This window comes from Pseudoxanthomonas sp. PXM02, from assembly GCF_014851805.1.
Taxonomy (GTDB): Bacteria; Pseudomonadota; Gammaproteobacteria; order Xanthomonadales; family Xanthomonadaceae; genus Pseudoxanthomonas_A.
On sequence record NZ_JACVAK010000003.1, the window covers coordinates 211222 to 228226 of the forward strand.

Consider the following 17005-nt stretch of genomic DNA (forward strand, 5'->3'; position numbering starts at 1 on the left):
CTTGGCCGATTGCGGCGCTGCATCACGCCACGGTCATGCGGCGCGGGCTCAGGGCGCGATGAAGCGGCAGTCGTCGCGCCGGCGCGACACGTGGCCGCAGGTGTCCTGGAACGCAGCGGGCGCGGGGCGCTGGCCGGTGTCCAGCCACTGTTCGAGCACCCGCAGTGCGCTGACGTAGGTCGTGTCCCGCAGGCGGCTGTGGTCGCTTTCGTCGGTCAGCGCCTGCAGCAGCAGGTGTCCGCGCCCGGCGTGTTCGACCGTGGCCTTGTAGGCGGCTTCTGCTTCATACGACACGGTCGGATCGTGGCGCGCATGCACGGTGACGGTCGGCAGCACGATCAGGCCGGACAGGTCGGCGTCATAGGCGAGTGCGGCGACGGCGGCAGGATCGGCGCTGAAGCGTTCGACGCCGGCGTTGAGGGCGGTGTCGTCGCGTGAGCCGCGATACACCGTCTTGCTGTTGTCGAACGGATTGCGTCCCCCGAGCCGCTTCTGCACCACATCCTGGAAGTGGAACGTGCCCCAGGCCAGGTGCGCGACCAGTTGTTTTTCTGCCACACCGGTGACCGCGAGGATGTCGCGCAGCGTCGCCGCCTGCAGCGGCGTGCGCTTCGACGCCGGCTGGTCTACACCGGTGCATGCATCGACGCGCTTGCGCAGGTCGTCGCGGGTCATCTTCGCGCCGGCGGGCATGCCCTGCCACACCGGGTACTGCGTTTCGTTCGCCGCAGGATGGTTGCGGCAGTAGTACTGGTAGATCGTGCGCAGATCGGCGCGGAAGCCATACCCCTGCGTACCGCCGAACAGCAGGCCGTTGGTGGTCAATACGCCGTCGTAGTTCGGCCGTCCGTCGATATCGAGCGCGTACAGTTCCGCCGCCTTCGCCGCGACATTGCCGCCCCACGACTGGCCGTGCAGCAACGTGCGCTGCGGACGGCCCCAGCGCGCCCAGAACGCGCGGCGACTGACATCGACGTCGGCCGCCGCCATCCGCACGCCGTAGCCACCGCGACGGTAGGTCGTGCCGATCCACGCATAACCGTTGCGCACCATCACCGCGAAGCGGTCGAGGTCTTCGGCGGAATCGCCCGCTTCCGGCGCGCCGAGCCGCGGCCCGCCGTGCGCGTGCACGATGAGCCGGCGGTTCCAGGTGCGCGGCATCGCGACCATCATCCAGGCGCCGTTCGCGTCGCGGGCCTCGTAGCAGTCGATCTGCGTACTGGCGGACGCCGGGCACGCGATCGCTGCGAACGCCGGCTCGGCTTCCGTTCCGGCCGCGCTGGCGGGCAGCGCGGCCGTGCCCAGCACGGCCAAGGCAGTGACGATCCAGCGGCGGCTCATGCTTCGCATCGCGGGTGCAGACTCCTCAGAACGAACGAGCGATGTTGACGTACCAGTAGCGGCCCCACGGATTGTGCAACGAACCGCGGTAACCGCCATCGGCCAGCGACGGGCCCTCGTCGGTCAGGTCGCGCACGCCCAGGCGCACGGCGGTGCCGTCGGGGAAGCGGTACTGGCCGTACAGGTTGTGGGTCAGGCGCTGGTCGACCACCCACGGGTCGCCCGACACGCCCAGCAACTGCGGCTGTTCGAACGAGCTCATGTACTGCGCCGAGTAACCCACGCGCCACGCCGCTTTGTTCCAGGTCAGCGAGCCGCTGGCGCGCCATTCCGGACGGCCGTTCTGGCCGATCAGCTGACTCGGGTCCGGCAGCGGCGTCAGCGGATCGATGGTGCCCGCGGCGCGTGCGGCGTACAGCGCATTGACGATGTCGCCCGGATCGCGGGTGAATTCGAGCAGGCGCGTCGCGTTGAGGTTGACCGAGAACGAACCGAAGCGCGTGCGGCGCAGCGACCAGTCCATGCCGAAATCGAGGCCGCCCGCCGTCTGCGGTTGCAGGTTGATGAAGCGGTCGTTGATCGCGATGACCTGGCCGACCGGGTCGATGCCGGTGCCGGCGAAGAGGTCGATGTCCTCCTGCGTCGGCGCAGCGCGCACCACCAGCGGATTGCTGCCGCCGTCGACGCGGTTGAGGTAGTCCAGCGTCAGCGCGGTCTGTGCGCCGAGCAGGCCCACGATCTGTTCCTGCTTGATCTTCCAGCGGTCGACGGTGAAGGTGAAACTGCCGAAGCGCTCGGGGATGAAGGTCGGCTGGAACACCACGCCGAACGAGGTGTTGGTGCTTTCTTCCGGCTCCAGATCCGGGTTGCCCGCGACCAGCAGCGACGCGCCGGCGGTGTTCTGTCCACACGCACTGAACGAGGCGATGCGGCCCGCGCGCAGGTCGGCTTCGCAGCGGACGTGGTCCATGCCGCTGGCCAGGCGCGAGTACTGCGTCGCGTTGGTCTGTTCCAGGTTCGGCGCGCGGAAACCTTCCGAGTACGAACCGCGCAGGCGCACGCCTTCCACCAGATCCCATGCCAGCGCCACCTTGGGCTTGGCGACGGAGCCGAAGTCGGAGTAGTGCTCGTAGCGGCCGGCCAGCTGCATGTCCAGGCGGTGCACTAGCGGGATACCCATGTCTTCCGACACCAGCGGCACGGCGAATTCGACGTAGGCCGAGCCGACATTGCGCGAACCGCGCGTGTCGGGATTCGGGCTGACCGCCGCCACGTTGCTGGGGTTGGTCTCGCCGGTGACCATGTCAGTGAAGGTGTAGGTGCCGTCGAGGTTGGCGTCGCGGTCGTCGCGCTGGGTCTCGCGGCGCGCTTCCGCACCGAACGCCATGCCGACGTTGCCGGCCGGCAGCGCGAACAGGTCGCCGCGGCTCATCTTGAAGTCGGCCATCGTCAGCGTGGTGCGCGACTCGCGCACCAGGTCGAACACGATGCCGTCGATCGCCGCCTGCGAACTCGGCGAGCAGTCGCCGTAGGTCGGCGTGTCCACGCAGCCACCGCTGAACGGGTTGTACGCGTCAGGCGTGGCGAGGGCGAGCTGCTGCTGCAACTTCGTCATGTTGATGTTGGGCGAACGGTCCTCGGCCTCGGCTTCGGAGTACAGCAGCGCCGTCTCCCAGTTCCAGCCGTTCCACTCGCCACGCAGGCCGGCGAGGAAGCGCGCCTGGTAGTTCTCCACGCGCACGCGCTGGAAGCCGGTGTCGACATAACGGTAGTTGCTCATCTGCACCGGCAGACCCTCGTCGGGCACGTCGGTGAGACCGGGCAGGCGGTTCGGATTCGGCGTGCCATCGGGCAGCGTCGCGGCGCCGAAGGGATTCCAGTAGTTGCTGGCCGGGATCCACAGGCTGTTGAGATTCACCACCGGCGGCTGCGTCGCTTCGCTGACCGCGTGGTAGAAGCCGACCTCGCCGAAGGCCTCGACCGTATCGGTGAGGTCGTGGTGGGCGGTGACGAACAGGTTGATGCGCTCCACCGACGGCCGCACCGTGGTGCCGTGACGCGTGTCGTAGCGCATCTCACGGTTGGTGGTGTTGAAGTTGTGGTTGCCGCTGGCCAGACACAGGTCGTTGCCCAGGCTCACGCCGCAGCCGAACTCGGACGGCTGGATGCGGAACGCACCCGCCGCATTGGTCACGGCCGTGCCGTTGGACCGGATCACCGCACGCGGACCCACGCTGAGACGCGCCCACGGCGTATGCGACGAACGGCCGTCCAGCGACGCCAGACCGGCGAAGTCCGGATAGTCGGCGAACAGCGCGCGCAGGTCGTCGGTGGCGGTGAAGTCCTGGTCCGACGCCATCAGCTCGGAGCGGTCGGTGTAGTTGATGAACGCTGACACGTTGCCGCGGTCGTAGTTGTGGCCGGCAAACAGGTTCACCTCGAACTCGTTCATGCCGGTGCCTTCGGCGCTGCCGTAGCGCGTGCTGGCGCTGACGCCGTCGAAGTCGGTCTGCAGCACGGTGTTGACCACGCCAGCCACCGCGTCGGCGCCGTAGATCGCGGCCGCGCCGTCCAGCAGGATCTCCATGCGGTCCAGGCCAGAGACCGGGATCGCATTGGAATTGAAGCTCTGCACCGGCACCGTGCCGGTATCAGACGTGCCCTGGCTGGTCGGGTGCTGCACCAGCCGGCGGCCGTTGAGCAGCACCAGCGTATTGCCGACGCCCAGCGAGCGCAGGTTGACCGAGTTGACGTCGCCACGCGCCGCGTTGCTGGTCTGCGGGTTGTTCGACGCATCGAACAGCACGTCGCCCATCTGCGGAATGGTGCGCATCAGTTCGTCGCCGGAGATCGCGCCGGCGGCATCGATCTGTTCGGCGCCGACCACCATGACCGGCAAGGCGTCGGTGGTGGATGCGCCCTGGATGTGCGAACCCACCACGACCACGCTGTCGAGCGTGGTGGCCTCTTCCTGCGGTGCCGGTTCGGCTGGCGGCGTGGTGTCCTGCGCCGCGGCGGCATGGATCACCGCAAGCAAGGCCAGGGTCAGACTGCTCCGCAACGGGGCGGAGCGTCGGTTGAACGTATGCATCTTTCAGTCCCTCCTCTGAAGACGTGGTGTGGCCGGCGTCAGTCGGCCGTGAGTCGTGTCGGGTCGCCCGGGCCTGCGGCCGGATCCGGCGCGGCGGCGATCGGGGCAGATGGTCCGCCCAGCGCGCGCGCCAGCGCGTCGCGGTCGAGCGCGTTCTCCCAGCGCGCGACCACCAGGGTGGCCACCGCGTTGCCGGTGAAATTGGTCAGCGAGCGGCACTCGCTCATGAAGCGGTCGATGCCGAGAATCAGCGCCATGCCCGCGACGGGCACTTCCGGCACCACCGCCAGCGTGGCCGCCAGCGTGATGAAGCCGGCGCCGGTCACGCCGGCCGCGCCCTTCGAACTGAGCATCGCCACCAGCAGCAGCATGATCTGGTGGCCCAGGCTCAGTTCGGTATTGGTGGCCTGCGCGATGAACAGCGCGGCCAGCGTCATGTAGATGTTGGTGCCGTCCAGGTTGAAGGAGTAGCCGGTCGGCACGACCAGGCCGACGACCGACTTCGACGCGCCGGCACGCTCCATCTTCTCCATCAGCGACGGCAGCGCGGACTCGGACGACGACGTGCCCAGCACCAGCAGCAGTTCGGCCTTCAGATAGCGGATCAGGCGGAAAATCGAGAAGCCGCACCACCACGACACCAGGCCGAGGATGACGATCACGAACAGCAGCGAGGTGATGTAGAACGAACCCACCAGCCACGCCAGGTTGACCAGCATGCCGACGCCGTACTTGCCGATGGTGAAGGCGATCGCGCCGAACGCACCGATCGGCGCGGCGCGCATCAGGATGTGCACCAGCCGGAACACCGGCGCGGTCAGCGCCTCCAGCAGGTTCAGCACGGGGCGACCCTTCTCGCCGACCAGCGCCAGCGACAGGCCGAACAGCACCGCAACGAACAGCACCTGCAGGATGTTGTCGCCGACCAGCGGGCTGACCAGCGTCTTCGGGATGATGTCCATCAGGAAGCCGACCAGCGACAGTTCGTGCGACTTCTGCACGTAGTCGTCGACAGCGGACTGGTCCAGGTCGGCCGGATTGATGTTCATGCCGGCGCCGGGCTGCACCACGTGCGCCACGATCATGCCGATGACCAGCGCCAGCGTGGAGAAGAACAGGAAGTACACCATCGCCTTGGCGAACACGCGGCCCACCGTGCGCAGATGGGTCATGCCGGCGATGCCGGTGACGATGGTCAGGAAGATCACCGGCGCGATGATCATCTTCACCAGCTTGATGAAGGCGTCGCCGAGCGGCTTCATCGATTCGGCCAGCGCCGGCTCGAAATGCCCCAACAGCGCGCCGAGCACGATCGCCACGATCACCTGGAAGTACAGCTGCTTGTACAGCGGCTGCTTCGGCGGCGGCACGAAAGGGGTATCGGCCAGTTGCATGGGGAAGACTCCGGAAAACGGCGGCGCCACCCGGATCGGCGGCCGGCATGTTGTAACCCCGCATCGCCGCAGCACCGATAACCTATTGGTACTAGCCCCCGCCCTTGCTGCAGCGCACCCGTACACTGGGCGCCCATGCTGCGTGCCCGCCGCCACCGCCAGATCCTGATCGTCCTGCTGGCCGTGCTCGGCGGCGCCGCGCTGGTGATGACGCTGGCCTATCACTGGGCGGGCCGGCGCGCGCAGCAGGCGGAAACCACGCAGCTGGAGCGCCAGCTGGACCTGCACGCGCAGGCCTTGCAGCAGCGCATCGACCGCTACCGCACGCTGCCGCAGGTGCTGGCGCAGGACCCCGACCTGCGTGATGCATTGACCTCGCCGGTGGACGAAGCGCGCCGCAATGCGCTGAACCAGCGCCTGGAAGACGCCAACAGCGTCACCCGCTCCTCCACGCTGACGCTGATCGACCGCCACGGCATCGCGCTGGCCGCCAGCAACTGGCGCGAACCGACCAGCAACGTCGGCGAGGACTACAGCTTCCGCCCCTACGTGAAGCAGGCCCTGCGCGACGGGCAGGGTCAGTTCTACGGCATCGGCCTGACCACCGGCGAGCCAGGCTACTTCCTGTCGCAGGCGATCACCGGCGGCGACGGTACCGTCGTCGGACTGGTCGTCATCAAGATCGAACTGGATGCGCTGGAGCAGGAGTGGCTGCAGACACCGGACATCGTGCTGGTCAGTGATGCACACGGCGTGGTCTTCCTCGCCAGCCAGCATGCGTGGCGCTACCGCACGCTGCGTGCGCTGACCGAGGCGGACCGCCGCGAACTGGCCGCCACGCGCCAGTACGCGCGGCAGCGACTGATACCGCTGCAATGGCTGGATCTGTCGTCGCCGGGCGATGGCGCGCACCGTGTGCAGATGCGCGATCCGGCGCTGGCCGGCGCGGTGCTGTGGCAGTCGATGGCCCTGCCCGAGGAAGGCTGGCAGCTGCACCTGCTGCATGACGCCTCGGCCATCACTGCCGCGGGCCGCACCGCTGCACTCGCTGCCGGCGGCGTCTGGCTGGCCCTGTCGTTCCTGGCGCTGTTCATGCAGCAGCGGCGCCGCATCGCCCTGCTGCAAAGGCGCAGTCGCGACGAACTGGAAGCCGTGCTGCAGCAGCACGCGCAGGAATTGCGCACGGCCCAGGACGGCATCGTCGAAGCCGCGCGCTCGGCGGACGCCGGGCTCAGCCGCAGCCTGGAGCACCTGCCGCAGGGCGTGGTGATCATCGATGCCGACCTGCGGCTGGTCGCATGGAATTCGCGCTACATGGACCTGTTCCGCTTCCCGCCGGACTTGATCCACGTCGGCCGGCCGATCGAAGACGTGTTCCGCCACAACGCACGTCGCGGGCTGCTGGGCACAGGACCGGTGGAAGAAGCGATCCAGCGCCGGCTGGAGCACCTGCGCAGCGGCAAGCCGCACATGCGCGAGAGCGAGAAGGACGATGGCGTGGTGCTGGAGATCCGTGGCAACCCGTTGCCGGATGGCGGCTTCGTCACCAGCTACGCCGACATCACCAGCTACAAGAACGCTGCGCGCGAGCTGCGTTCGCTGGCCGATGCACTGGAGCATCGCGTGGAAGAGCGCACGCGCGCGCTCGCCGACGCCACCCAGGCGGCGGAGAACGCCAACCGCTACAAGACCCGCTTCGTCGCCTCCGCCGTGCACGACCTGCTGCAGCCGCTGAACGCCGCACGCATGTTCGTGTCGGCGCTGCGCGGCCGCCTGCACGAGGACGAGGCGCGCCGCATCGCCGACCACGTCGACAACGCACTGACCGCGCAGGACGCCATCCTCAACAGCCTGCTCGACATCGCCCGGCTGGAATCCGGCGCGCTGCCGACACGCGTGCGCGACTTCGCGCTGGCGCCGCTGCTGGAGGCGCTGGCGCGCGAGTTCGGCATGGTCGCGGCGGAACGTGGGCTGGTGCTGGACAGTGTGCGCACGCGCGCCGTCGTGCGCAGCGACGAAGCACTGCTGCGGCGCATCCTGCAGAACTTCCTGTCGAATGCGATCCGCTACACGCCGCGCGGCCGCGTGCTGCTCGGCGTGCGCCGCACCGGCGAAGGCGTGCGCATCGAAGTGCACGACCAGGGACCGGGCATCCCCGAAGCGCTGCAAGCCGAGATCTTCGAAGAGTTCCGCCGCCTCAACGACGGCGTCGCCAACGACCGCGGCGCCGGCCTGGGGCTGGCCATCGTCGAACGCATCGGCCGCCTGCTCGGCCACCGCATCGGCCTGCGCTCGCAACTCGGGCGCGGCAGCGTGTTCTGGGTCGAGTTGCCGTTCGGCGTTGCCGGCAGCGCGCTGTCGGAATCCCCGCCGGTCGCGGCCGATGTCGATGACGGTTCGCCACTGCGCGGACGCCGCGTGTGGTGCGTGGACGACGATCCGCGTGTCTGCGAAGCCACGCGCGCACTGCTGCAACGCTGGGAATGCGAGGTCGGCCTGGCGGCCGGCCCGGCCGACGCGCTGGCGGCGGCGACGCCGGGACAGGCGCCCGACCTGCTGCTGCTCGACGTGCGGCTCGGCGACACCGACGGACCGACGCTCTACACGCGCCTGTGCGAACGCTGGAAAAGCGTCCCACCGGTGATCCTGGTGACCGCCGAGCGCGACGACGCGCTGCGTGCGCTGGCGCTGCAGCACGGCTGGGGCTTCCTCGCCAAGCCGGTGAAACCTGCGGCGCTGCGCGCGCTGATGACCCAACTCCACGTGCGCCGCGCGCGCTGAGGACCGGACCGATGCCGTCGCGATGCTGACCTATGTGCTTCCCGTCCTCGCCATCGTGCTGCTCGGCGCCGTGCTGCGACGGATGCGGCGCGTGCCCGACGGCCTGTTCCCGGCGATGGAGTGGTTTTCCTTCTACGTCGCCTTCCCCGCGCTGCTGTTCGTCGGCGCCGCACGATTGAAGCTGTCCGCCACCGACGCACTCGACCTGTCGCTCGCCGCGCTGCTGCCCACCCTGCTGCTGACCGGCATCGTGCTGCTCGCGTTGCGGTTCGCGAAACGCCTGCCCGATCCCAGCCGCTCGTCGGTGGTGCAGGGCGCGGTGCGGCCGAGCAGCTACTTCGGGCTGGCGGTGGCGGCGCTGCTGTTCCCGCCCGAGACCACAGCGATGGTGATGCTGGCGCTGGCGATCTGCCTGCCGGTGGTCAACGTCATCGCGGTGGTCGCGCTAGCGGTCTGGGGCAGCGGGGATGCCAGCGCGCGCGGGATCGCGCGGGCGCTGGCACGCAATCCGATCATCCTGGCGACGCTGGCCGGCCTGCTGTTCAACCTCAGCGGCCTGCCGTTGCCGATACCGCTGGCGGCTGCCCTCGACATCCTCGCCGACGCGGCGCTGGCGCTCGGCCTGCTGTGCGTCGGCGGCGGCCTGCAGTTCACCCGCGACCACGTGCGTCCGCTGCTGCTCGGTGCGACCTCCGCGCTGAAGCTGCTCGCGCTGCCGCTGCTCGCCGTGCTGGTCTGCCGCTGGCTGGACGCAAGCGCGCCGGTGACGGTGGCGGCCTGCTTCTACGCCGCGCTGCCGACCGCGTCGAACGCCTACATCATGGCGCGCCAGATGGGCGGCGATGCGCCGCTGATGGCCTCACTGGTGACGTGGCAGACGCTGTTCGCCGCCGCCACCGTGCCGCTGGCGATGCAGCTGCCGCGCTGGCTGGGCTGACGCCTACTCCACCGGCGGACCTTCCGGCTCCAGCGACTTCACCAGCACCGCCGCCTGCGTGCGGCTGTGGCATTCCAGCTTCTTCAGGATCGCGGTGACGTGCACCTTCACCGTGTTCTCGGCCAAGCCGAGTTCGTGCGCGATCTGCTTGTTGAGCAGGCCGTCGGCCAGGCACAGCAGCACGCGGAACTGCTGCGGCGTCAGTTGGGCGAGACGCGCGGCGAGCGCGGCATCCTGCTCGGAGCGCTCGGCGGTCAGCGGCGGGAACCACGCTCCGCCGTCGAGCACCGCGGCCACCGCCTCGCCGATGGTCTCGGCCGGCGACGACTTCGGAATGAACCCGGCCGCGCCGAACTGCTGCGCACGGCGGATCACCCGCGGATGCTCGTTCGACGAAATCACCACCACCGGCACTTCGGGATGCTCGCCGCGCACGTGCAGCAGCGCGGAGAAGCCGTGCGCGCCCGGCATGGTCAGGTCCAGCAGCACCAGGTCGGTGTCCGGCCGCGCGTCCAGCGCCTGGCCCAGGCTGGCGGCGCTGGCGGCCTCGGCGACGGTGGCGCCGGGCAGCGCCTCGCGCAGCGCGTGGATCACCGCCGTGCGGAACAGCGGATGGTCGTCGGCCACCAGGATCGTCGTGCTCATGCCGGGAGTCTCGCATGCACCCTGCGTCCCGCCCCGGGCCTAGTACCAAAGCATCAGCCGGTCGGACCGCCTGCAAATAATTTTCACCACTTGCTCGCCACGTGCTACAAATCGGGCACTCGACCCCAACAGGCAGGCCACCATGGCTGAAAATCTGTTTCATCCGGAACCCGCCGGCAAGGGGCTCGGCGCCGACGCGCGCACGGTGGAGGCCATCGCCGCGGCCGGCTGGTCGGTCCTGGAGGGCGACGTCAGCCTGCCCGTGGCGGTGCTGCGCGACAGCGCGCTGCGCCACAACCTGGACTGGATGGCGCGCTTCATCGCCGCCTACGGCGTGGACCTGGCCCCGCACGGCAAGACCACGATGAGCCCGGAACTGTTCGCGATGCAGCTCGACGCCGGCGCCTGGGGCATCACCCTGGCCACCGCGCCGCAGGTGCGCGATGCCTACCGCCATGGCGTGCGCCGGGTGCTGATGGCGAACCAGCTGGTCGACCGCGCCAACATGGCGATCATCGCCGACATTCAGCGCGATCCCGCGTTCGAGTTCTGCTGTCTGGTCGATTCGGCCGCGAACGTCGAAGCGCTGGGCGCGTTCTTCGCCAAGCAGGGCCAGCGCCTGCGGCTGCTGCTGGAAATCGGCGTCATGGGTGGGCGCACCGGCGTGCGCGACGACGCGCAGGTGGCCGCCGTCGTCGATGCGGTCCGCCGCTGGCCGCAATCGCTGACGCTGGTCGGCGTGGAAACCTACGAAGGCGTGCTGAAGGACGAAGCCGGCGTACGCACGCTGCTGCGCCGCACGGTCGACGTGCTGCAATCGCTGCGTGCGCAGGACGTGTTTTCCGAGCCGCGCATCCTGCTGTCCGGCGCCGGCTCGGCCTGGTACGACGTGGTCGCCGAGGAATTCGCCGACGCCGCGCGCGATTCCACCGTGCAGGTCCTGCTGCGCCCCGGCTGCTACCTGACCCACGATGTCGGTGCCTACCGCGAGGCCGCCACGCGCATCCATGCATCGAATCCGGTGGCGCGCGAGATGGCCGAAGGCCTGCAGCCGGCCTTGCAGCTGTGGGCCTGCGTGCAATCGCGACCGGAAGCCGCGCGCGCGATTGTCGGTCTGGGCAAGCGCGATGCCGCGTTCGACGCAGGCCTTCCGGCGCCTGCGCTGCGCTATCGCGCCGGCGATGCCGCCCCGACGGCGGTACCGGCGCACTGGCGGCTGGACGCGATCATGGACCAGCACGCCTTCCTGCAGGTGGAAGCCGACGACGACGTCCAGGTCGGCGACCTGCTGTGCTTCGACATCAGCCACCCCTGCCTGACCTTCGACAAGTGGCGGCACCTGCTGCGCGTGGACGACGACGTGCGCGTGACCGGCCTGGTGCACACGTACTTCTGATCCCCTACGAACGGAACCGCGCATGTCCCCGGGAAGCCTGCTGCTGGTCTACGCCGCCGTCGCGATCATCGCGCTGATCGTCCTGATCGCGCGCTACCGGCTCAATCCGTTCATCACACTGACGCTGGTGTCGCTGGGGCTGGCGCTGGTGGCCGGCATGCCGGCCACCGAGATCGTCAGCGCATACGAACAAGGCGTCGGCCGCACGCTGGGGCACATCGCGCTGATCGTCGCGCTGGGCACCATGCTCGGCAAGATGATGGCCGAGTCCGGCGGCGCCGAGCGCATCGCGCGCACGCTGATCGCACGCTTCGGCACGCGCCACGTTCACTGGGCGATGATGCTGGTGGCGTTCTGCATCGGCCTGCCGATCTTCTTCGAGGTCGGTTTCGTGCTGCTGGTGCCGATCGTGTTCAACGTCGCGCGCCGCACCGGCGTCCCGCTGCTGCTGGTCGGCCTGCCGATGGTCGCCGGCCTGTCGGTGGTGCACGGACTGGTGCCGCCGCATCCGGCGGCGATGCTGGCGGTGAAAGCGTACGGCGCCGATGTCGGCCGCACCGTGTTCTTCGCGCTGCTGGTCGGCTTGCCGACGGCGGCGCTGGCCGGCCCGGTGTTCGCCAAGTTCATCGGGCCGCGTGTGCATGTGCCCGCGCACAATCCGATGGAACAGGCGCTGCTGGACGAAGGCCACGGCCAGGCACCGGACGACGCACTGCCGGGCTTCGGCATCACGGTCGCCACGCTGCTGCTGCCGGTGGCGCTGATGCTGCTCGGCGGCTGGGCCGACGTGCTGGCGACACCGGGTACGTCGCTCAACGGCTTCTTCCACTTCATCGGCAACTCGGTGGTGGCGCTGCTGCTGGCCACGCTGATGAGCTTCGTCACCCTGGGCCTGATGCGCGGCTTCACCCGCGAGCAGATCCTGAAGTTCTCGCAGGAATGCCTGGCACCCACCGCCGCGATCACCCTGCTGGTCGGTGCCGGCGGGGGCTTGAATGGCATCCTGGTGAAGACCGGCGTGGCGGCGGAGATCACCGCGCTGTCGCACCGTTTCGAGCTGTCGCCGCTGCTGATGGGCTGGTCGGTCGCGGCGCTGATGCGCATCGCGACGGGTTCGGCGACGGTGGCGATGAGCACCGCCGCCGGCATCGTCGCCCCGGTCGCGCTGGCCGCCGGCTATCCGCATCCGGAACTGCTGGTACTGGCCACCGGCGCCGGTGCGCTGATCCTGTCGCACGTCAACGACGGCGGCTTCTGGCTGGTGAAGGAGTACTTCAACATGACCGTGGCGCAGACCTTCCGCACCTGGACGGTGCTCGAGACGATCATCTCGCTGGTCGCGCTGGCCCTGACGGCGACACTCGCCGCCCTGCTCTAAGACCGCCATGCACGATCTCGTCTACCAGCTGCGCCAGCGCCGCGACCGCCTCAGCCCGGTCGAACAGCGCATCGCCGACGCCATCCTCGCCGACCTGCCGGCCGCCGCGCAGTCCGGCGTGAGCGAACTGGCCGCGCGCGCCGGCGTCAGCGTGGCGGCGGTATCGCGCTTCGCCAAGACGCTGGGCTGCGCGCATGTGCGCGAGCTGCGGGCGCGACTGGCGGAAGCCGGCACGGTCGGCCGCCGTTTCCTCGACGATGCCGATGCGCCGCCACTGCCCGCGCTGCACGCGCAGATCGGCAGCGATGCCGAAGCCGCGCTGCGTCGCAATCTCGCCGGCCTGTCGGAAACCGTGGTGCAGGCGCTGGCCGATGCACTGGCGACGGCGCGACGCGTGCACGTGTTCGGCATGGGCGGCAGCTCGGCGGTGTTCGCGCAGGAACTGCAGCAGCGATTGACCCGACTGGGACTGCCCGTCGCGGCGTGCAGCGATGCGGTCGCGATGCGGATGCTGGCGGCGACGCTCGAGGACGGCGACCTGGTCGTCGCGCTGTCAGTCAGCGGACGCAACCGCGAACTGCTGGAGGCCTGCGAGATCGCGCTCGGCTACGGCGCACGGTTGGCGGCGTTCACGCGCAGCGAGACACCGCTCGCCACACGCGCGACTTGGTTGCTGCCGCTGGTGCTGGACGAGACCGACTTCGTGTTCAAGCCGTCGGCCTCACGCTATGCACTGCTGCTGGCTATCGACGTGCTCGCCACCACGGTTGCACTGCGCGAACCCGCCGGCAACCGCGAGCGCCTGCGCCGCATCAAGCTGGCGCTGGACACCTGGCGCGGCGGCGGCGACGAACGCCTGCCGCTGGGAGACTGAGCATGGCGACCGCACCGGACTACACGCTGCTGATCCGCGATGTGTGGATCCACGACGGCAACGACACGCCACCGGTCCATGGCGACGTCGCCGTACGCGACGGACGCGTGGTCGCGCTCGGCACCGTGCAAGGCGACGCGGCGCACGTGATCGAAGGCCACGGCTGCGCGCTGGCGCCCGGCTTCATCGACGTGCACACGCACGACGATCTGGAAGTAGTCCGCCAACCCGACATGCCGGCGAAGTTGAGCCAGGGCGTCACCACGGTGGTGGTCGGCAACTGCGGCATCAGCGCGAGTCCGGTGATGCCGGGCCGCACCGTGCCGGATCCGATGAATCTACTCGGCGCCGACAGCGAGTTCCGCTATCCGCGCTTCGCCGACTACCGCGCCGCGGTGGAGAAAGCACAGCCGGCGGTGAACGTGGCCGCGCTGGTTGGCCACACGGCCTTGCGGCAGAACCACCTGGACCGGCTGGACCGCGCCGCGAGCGCCGACGAGATCGCCGCGATGCGCGCGCAGCTGCGCGAGGCGCTGGACGCCGGCGCGCTCGGCCTGAGCACCGGCCTGGCCTATGCGTCCGCCTTCCACGCGCCGGACGACGAAGTGCGTGCGCTGTCCGAAGAACTCGATGGCCGTCGCCACACCTACGCCAGTCACCTGCGCGACGAATTCGCCGGCATCGTGCCCGCGCTGGAGGAAGCCATCGGCATCGGACGCCACAGCGGTGCGCCGGTGCGCGTCTCGCACCTGAAGTGCGCCGGCGCGGACAACTGGGGCCGCAGCAGCGAGGTGCTCGCCGTGCTCGACCATGGCGCGCACGACCACGATGTCGCTTGCGACTGCTATCCCTACGCGGCGAGCTCGTCGACGCTGGACCTCAAACAGGTCACCGACGCCTACGACATCCTGATCACCTGGTCCGACCCGCATCCGGACCAGGGCGGACGCCTGCTGGCGGCGATCGCGGCCGACTGGAACCTGTCGTTGCTGGACGCCGCGCGCCGGCTGCAACCGGCGGGCGCGGTCTACCTCGGCATGGACGAGGCCGACGTGCGCCGCATCCTGGCGCATCCACGCACGATGGTCGGCTCCGATGGCTTGCCGCGCGACCCGCGCCCGCATCCGCGGCTGTGGGGCAGCTTCCCGCGCGTGCTCGGCCACTATGCGCGCGACGTCGGCCTGTTCCCGCTGCATACCGCCGTGCACAAGATGACCGGACTGCCGGCCGCGCGCTTCGGCCTGCGCGACCGCGGCGTGCTGCGCGTCGGTGCGCAGGCCGATCTGGTGCTGTTCGATCCGGCGACGGTGCGCGACGTCGCCGACTTCCACGACCCGATCCGGCCGGCCGCGGGCATCCACGCGGTGTGGGTAGCCGGCCGGCTGGCCTACGACGGCACGCAGGTGGTCGGCCGCCACGGCCGCTTCCTCGCGCCGACCTGATTTCTTCTCCATGGAGTACACGACATGAGCGACATCACGCGATACGGCGCCGAAGGCGGCGTCGGCCAGGGCAAGCAGCACATGCCGTTCTCGCGCGCGGTGCAGGCCGACGGCTGGCTGTACGTCTCCGGCCAGGTGCCGATGCGCGACGGCGAACTGGACGGCGGCACCGTCACCGAACAGGCGCACGTGGTGATCCAGAGCGTGCTCGCGATCATGGCCGAAGCCGGCTACGGCCCGGAGCACGTCGTCCGCTGCGGCGTGTGGCTCGACGACGCACGCGATTTCTACGCGTTCAACACCGTGTTCAAGCACTACTTCGGCGAGCACCCGCCGGCGCGCGCCTGCGTCGAATCGCGGATGGTGGTGGACTGCAAGGTCGAAGTGGACTGCATCGCCTACAAGCGACCGGCCGCCTGACGCGGCGCGCGCTTCACGTCGCTGCCGGATCCAGCTTGTCCAGGCGGATCCGGTTGGCGAACAGCGAAAACGCCAGCATCCCGGCCAGCCCGTTGGCGCGGCTGACCCAGCTTGGCAGCCAGCGCGGCGGCGCCAGCACGCCGGCCTCGAACATCGGCTCGAACATGCCGACATCCTCCAGCGTCATCTTGCCGGCGAACAGGCGCCGGCACAGCCGCAGCCGGTCCTGCTGCAGCGAGCGGCGGAAGAAGGTGTGCACGCCGATCAGTCCGCGCAGATACACCGTGTCCTTGGTGAAGGCCGCGCCGCCATTGGTGGGCACGCCGCGAAACACGCGCTGCGCCGACGAGAAACTCTCGGCCGGGTTCTGCCCCGCGTCAGTGAAGTAGCGGAACACCTCGATGAAGTCGGCGCCGGCCAGCGCCATCGCCACCGCCTCGATGCGCAGGCTGATGCGCTTCATCCGCTCGATGTCGATGCTGCCGGTGATCTGTTCGGCGAACGTGGCCAGTCCTTCCTGCGTGGCGGTCACGCGCGGCGAGGCCAGCGCCAGGCTGGGCAGCACGGTCTGCTCACGCCCGTTCAACGCGGTCAGTGAATGCACCAGCGCCTCGTGCTGCAACAACTGGCGGCGGTCGTAATCGCTGAAGGCCGCGCCGTGACGCAGGCGGATGCGCGTCGCACCCGCGGCGGCTTTCGCAATCAGCTGCCGGTCCAGCTCCACCGTGATGACGCGGCCATCGAAGAAATCGTCCAGGTCCGCCTGCAATTGCAACTGTAGCGCGGTGGCCGATACCGGGATCTGTTCCTCCGGCGCCAGCAGTTCGTGGTCCAGGTCGTTGGCGATGGCGATGAAGTGCCCGGCCGCGTCGCGCGTGGTCGGGCCGTCGCCAGGCAGGCATTCCTCCGGCGTGCCGAACAGCGCGATCGAGTGCATCGTCACCGCCGGCGTTCCCAGCGATTCCAGCAGCTGCGCCGCGATGTCCCAGCTGCGCACCGACTCGCGCAGGTAGCAGCCCAGCGGGTGCGCCTCGTCCGCCGCCGCGGCGATGGCGGCGAGTTCGCGGCGTGCGTCGCCGAAGTCCAGCCGCGGGTAGTCGATCACCGGCAGCTGCGGCTGGCCGCGTGCGACACCGTCGAGGAACGGCGCCTGCACGTCGGCCGGCCAGCTGGCCAGGCTCAGCAGCTTGATGCCGCGCACGGCCTTGACCAGGCGCGCATCGAGCGCGGCGTGATGGGCGATATCGGGCTGCATGGTCTCCTCCCTGCCGTCACTCTAACGCGCCGGTCCGCACAAGCGGCAGAA

General features: G+C 69.5%; 12 protein-coding genes. 7 read left to right on the forward strand and 5 right to left on the reverse strand.

What is annotated here, in order from left to right:
- Window positions 1-48 precede the first annotated feature (48 nt).
- From IB225_RS15025 to IB225_RS15035, 3 genes are read right to left on the reverse strand one after another with little or no spacing between them, the layout of a single operon-like run.
- Complete coding sequence (locus IB225_RS15025; protein WP_192312067.1) at window positions 49-1341, reverse strand: hypothetical protein; 1293 nt, start codon at window positions 1339-1341, stop codon at window positions 49-51.
- 25 nt (window positions 1342-1366) lie between these two features.
- Window positions 1367-4432 (reverse strand): TonB-dependent receptor, encoded by a 3066-nt coding sequence (locus IB225_RS15030; RefSeq protein ID WP_192312068.1) that lies wholly within the window; start codon window positions 4430-4432, stop codon window positions 1367-1369.
- A gap of 38 nt (window positions 4433-4470) precedes the next feature.
- Complete coding sequence (locus IB225_RS15035; protein WP_192312069.1) at window positions 4471-5826, reverse strand: dicarboxylate/amino acid:cation symporter; 1356 nt, start codon at window positions 5824-5826, stop codon at window positions 4471-4473.
- Window positions 5827-5964: 138 nt separating this feature from the next.
- Between IB225_RS15035 and IB225_RS15040 the strand changes: the two genes are divergently transcribed.
- Window positions 5965-8607: a PAS-domain containing protein gene (locus tag IB225_RS15040; RefSeq protein WP_192312859.1), complete on the forward strand. Its 2643-nt coding sequence runs from the start codon at window positions 5965-5967 to the stop codon at window positions 8605-8607.
- Between the two features lie 22 nt (window positions 8608-8629).
- Window positions 8630-9544: an AEC family transporter gene (locus tag IB225_RS15045; protein WP_192312070.1), complete on the forward strand. Its 915-nt coding sequence runs from the start codon at window positions 8630-8632 to the stop codon at window positions 9542-9544.
- 3 nt (window positions 9545-9547) lie between these two features.
- On the opposite strand, the gene IB225_RS15050 is transcribed toward IB225_RS15045, so the two are convergent.
- On the reverse strand, window positions 9548-10189 hold the full coding sequence (locus IB225_RS15050) for a response regulator transcription factor (protein ID WP_192274359.1): 642 nt from the start codon (window positions 10187-10189) through the stop codon (window positions 9548-9550).
- A 142-nt stretch (window positions 10190-10331) separates the two neighbouring features.
- On the opposite strand from IB225_RS15050, the gene IB225_RS15055 reads away from it, so the two are divergent.
- The 5 genes from IB225_RS15055 to IB225_RS15075 are packed head-to-tail and all read left to right on the forward strand — an operon-like array spanning window position 10332 to window position 15699.
- Window positions 10332-11585 (forward strand): amino acid deaminase, encoded by a 1254-nt coding sequence (locus IB225_RS15055; RefSeq protein WP_192312071.1) that lies wholly within the window; start codon window positions 10332-10334, stop codon window positions 11583-11585.
- A 22-nt stretch (window positions 11586-11607) separates the two neighbouring features.
- Window positions 11608-12963 carry a gluconate:H+ symporter gene (locus tag IB225_RS15060; RefSeq protein ID WP_192312072.1) on the forward strand — a complete coding sequence of 452 codons (1356 nt, stop codon included), beginning with the start codon at window positions 11608-11610 and terminating at the stop codon, window positions 12961-12963.
- A gap of 7 nt (window positions 12964-12970) precedes the next feature.
- Entirely contained in the window at window positions 12971-13837 is an 867-nt protein-coding gene (locus tag IB225_RS15065; RefSeq protein ID WP_192312073.1) for a MurR/RpiR family transcriptional regulator, read from the forward strand.
- A gap of 2 nt (window positions 13838-13839) precedes the next feature.
- On the forward strand, window positions 13840-15279 hold the full coding sequence (locus tag IB225_RS15070) for a D-aminoacylase (protein ID WP_192312074.1): 1440 nt from the start codon (window positions 13840-13842) through the stop codon (window positions 15277-15279).
- A 24-nt stretch (window positions 15280-15303) separates the two neighbouring features.
- On the forward strand, window positions 15304-15699 hold the full coding sequence (locus IB225_RS15075) for a RidA family protein (protein WP_192312075.1): 396 nt from the start codon (window positions 15304-15306) through the stop codon (window positions 15697-15699).
- Window positions 15700-15712: 13 nt separating this feature from the next.
- Here IB225_RS15075 and IB225_RS15080 read toward each other — a convergent pair whose 3' ends face one another.
- A complete protein-coding gene (locus IB225_RS15080) occupies window positions 15713-16954 on the reverse strand; it encodes a flavohemoglobin expression-modulating QEGLA motif protein (RefSeq protein ID WP_192312076.1) in 1242 nt (413 codons plus the stop codon).
- Window positions 16955-17005: the final 51 nt, after the last annotated feature.

Coding starts and splice junctions, on each gene's coding strand:
- IB225_RS15025 (WP_192312067.1), bottom strand. CDS start 1,341: ATGAGCCGCCGCTGGATCGTCACTGCCTTGGCCGTGCTGGGCACGGCC.
- IB225_RS15030 (WP_192312068.1), bottom strand. CDS start 4,432: ATGCATACGTTCAACCGACGCTCCGCCCCGTTGCGGAGCAGTCTGACC.
- IB225_RS15035 (WP_192312069.1), bottom strand. CDS start 5,826: ATGCAACTGGCCGATACCCCTTTCGTGCCGCCGCCGAAGCAGCCGCTG.
- IB225_RS15045 (WP_192312070.1), top strand. CDS start 8,630: ATGCTGACCTATGTGCTTCCCGTCCTCGCCATCGTGCTGCTCGGCGCC.
- IB225_RS15050 (WP_192274359.1), bottom strand. CDS start 10,189: ATGAGCACGACGATCCTGGTGGCCGACGACCATCCGCTGTTCCGCACG.
- IB225_RS15055 (WP_192312071.1), top strand. CDS start 10,332: ATGGCTGAAAATCTGTTTCATCCGGAACCCGCCGGCAAGGGGCTCGGC.
- IB225_RS15060 (WP_192312072.1), top strand. CDS start 11,608: ATGTCCCCGGGAAGCCTGCTGCTGGTCTACGCCGCCGTCGCGATCATC.
- IB225_RS15065 (WP_192312073.1), top strand. CDS start 12,971: ATGCACGATCTCGTCTACCAGCTGCGCCAGCGCCGCGACCGCCTCAGC.
- IB225_RS15070 (WP_192312074.1), top strand. CDS start 13,840: ATGGCGACCGCACCGGACTACACGCTGCTGATCCGCGATGTGTGGATC.
- IB225_RS15075 (WP_192312075.1), top strand. CDS start 15,304: ATGAGCGACATCACGCGATACGGCGCCGAAGGCGGCGTCGGCCAGGGC.
- IB225_RS15080 (WP_192312076.1), bottom strand. CDS start 16,954: ATGCAGCCCGATATCGCCCATCACGCCGCGCTCGATGCGCGCCTGGTC.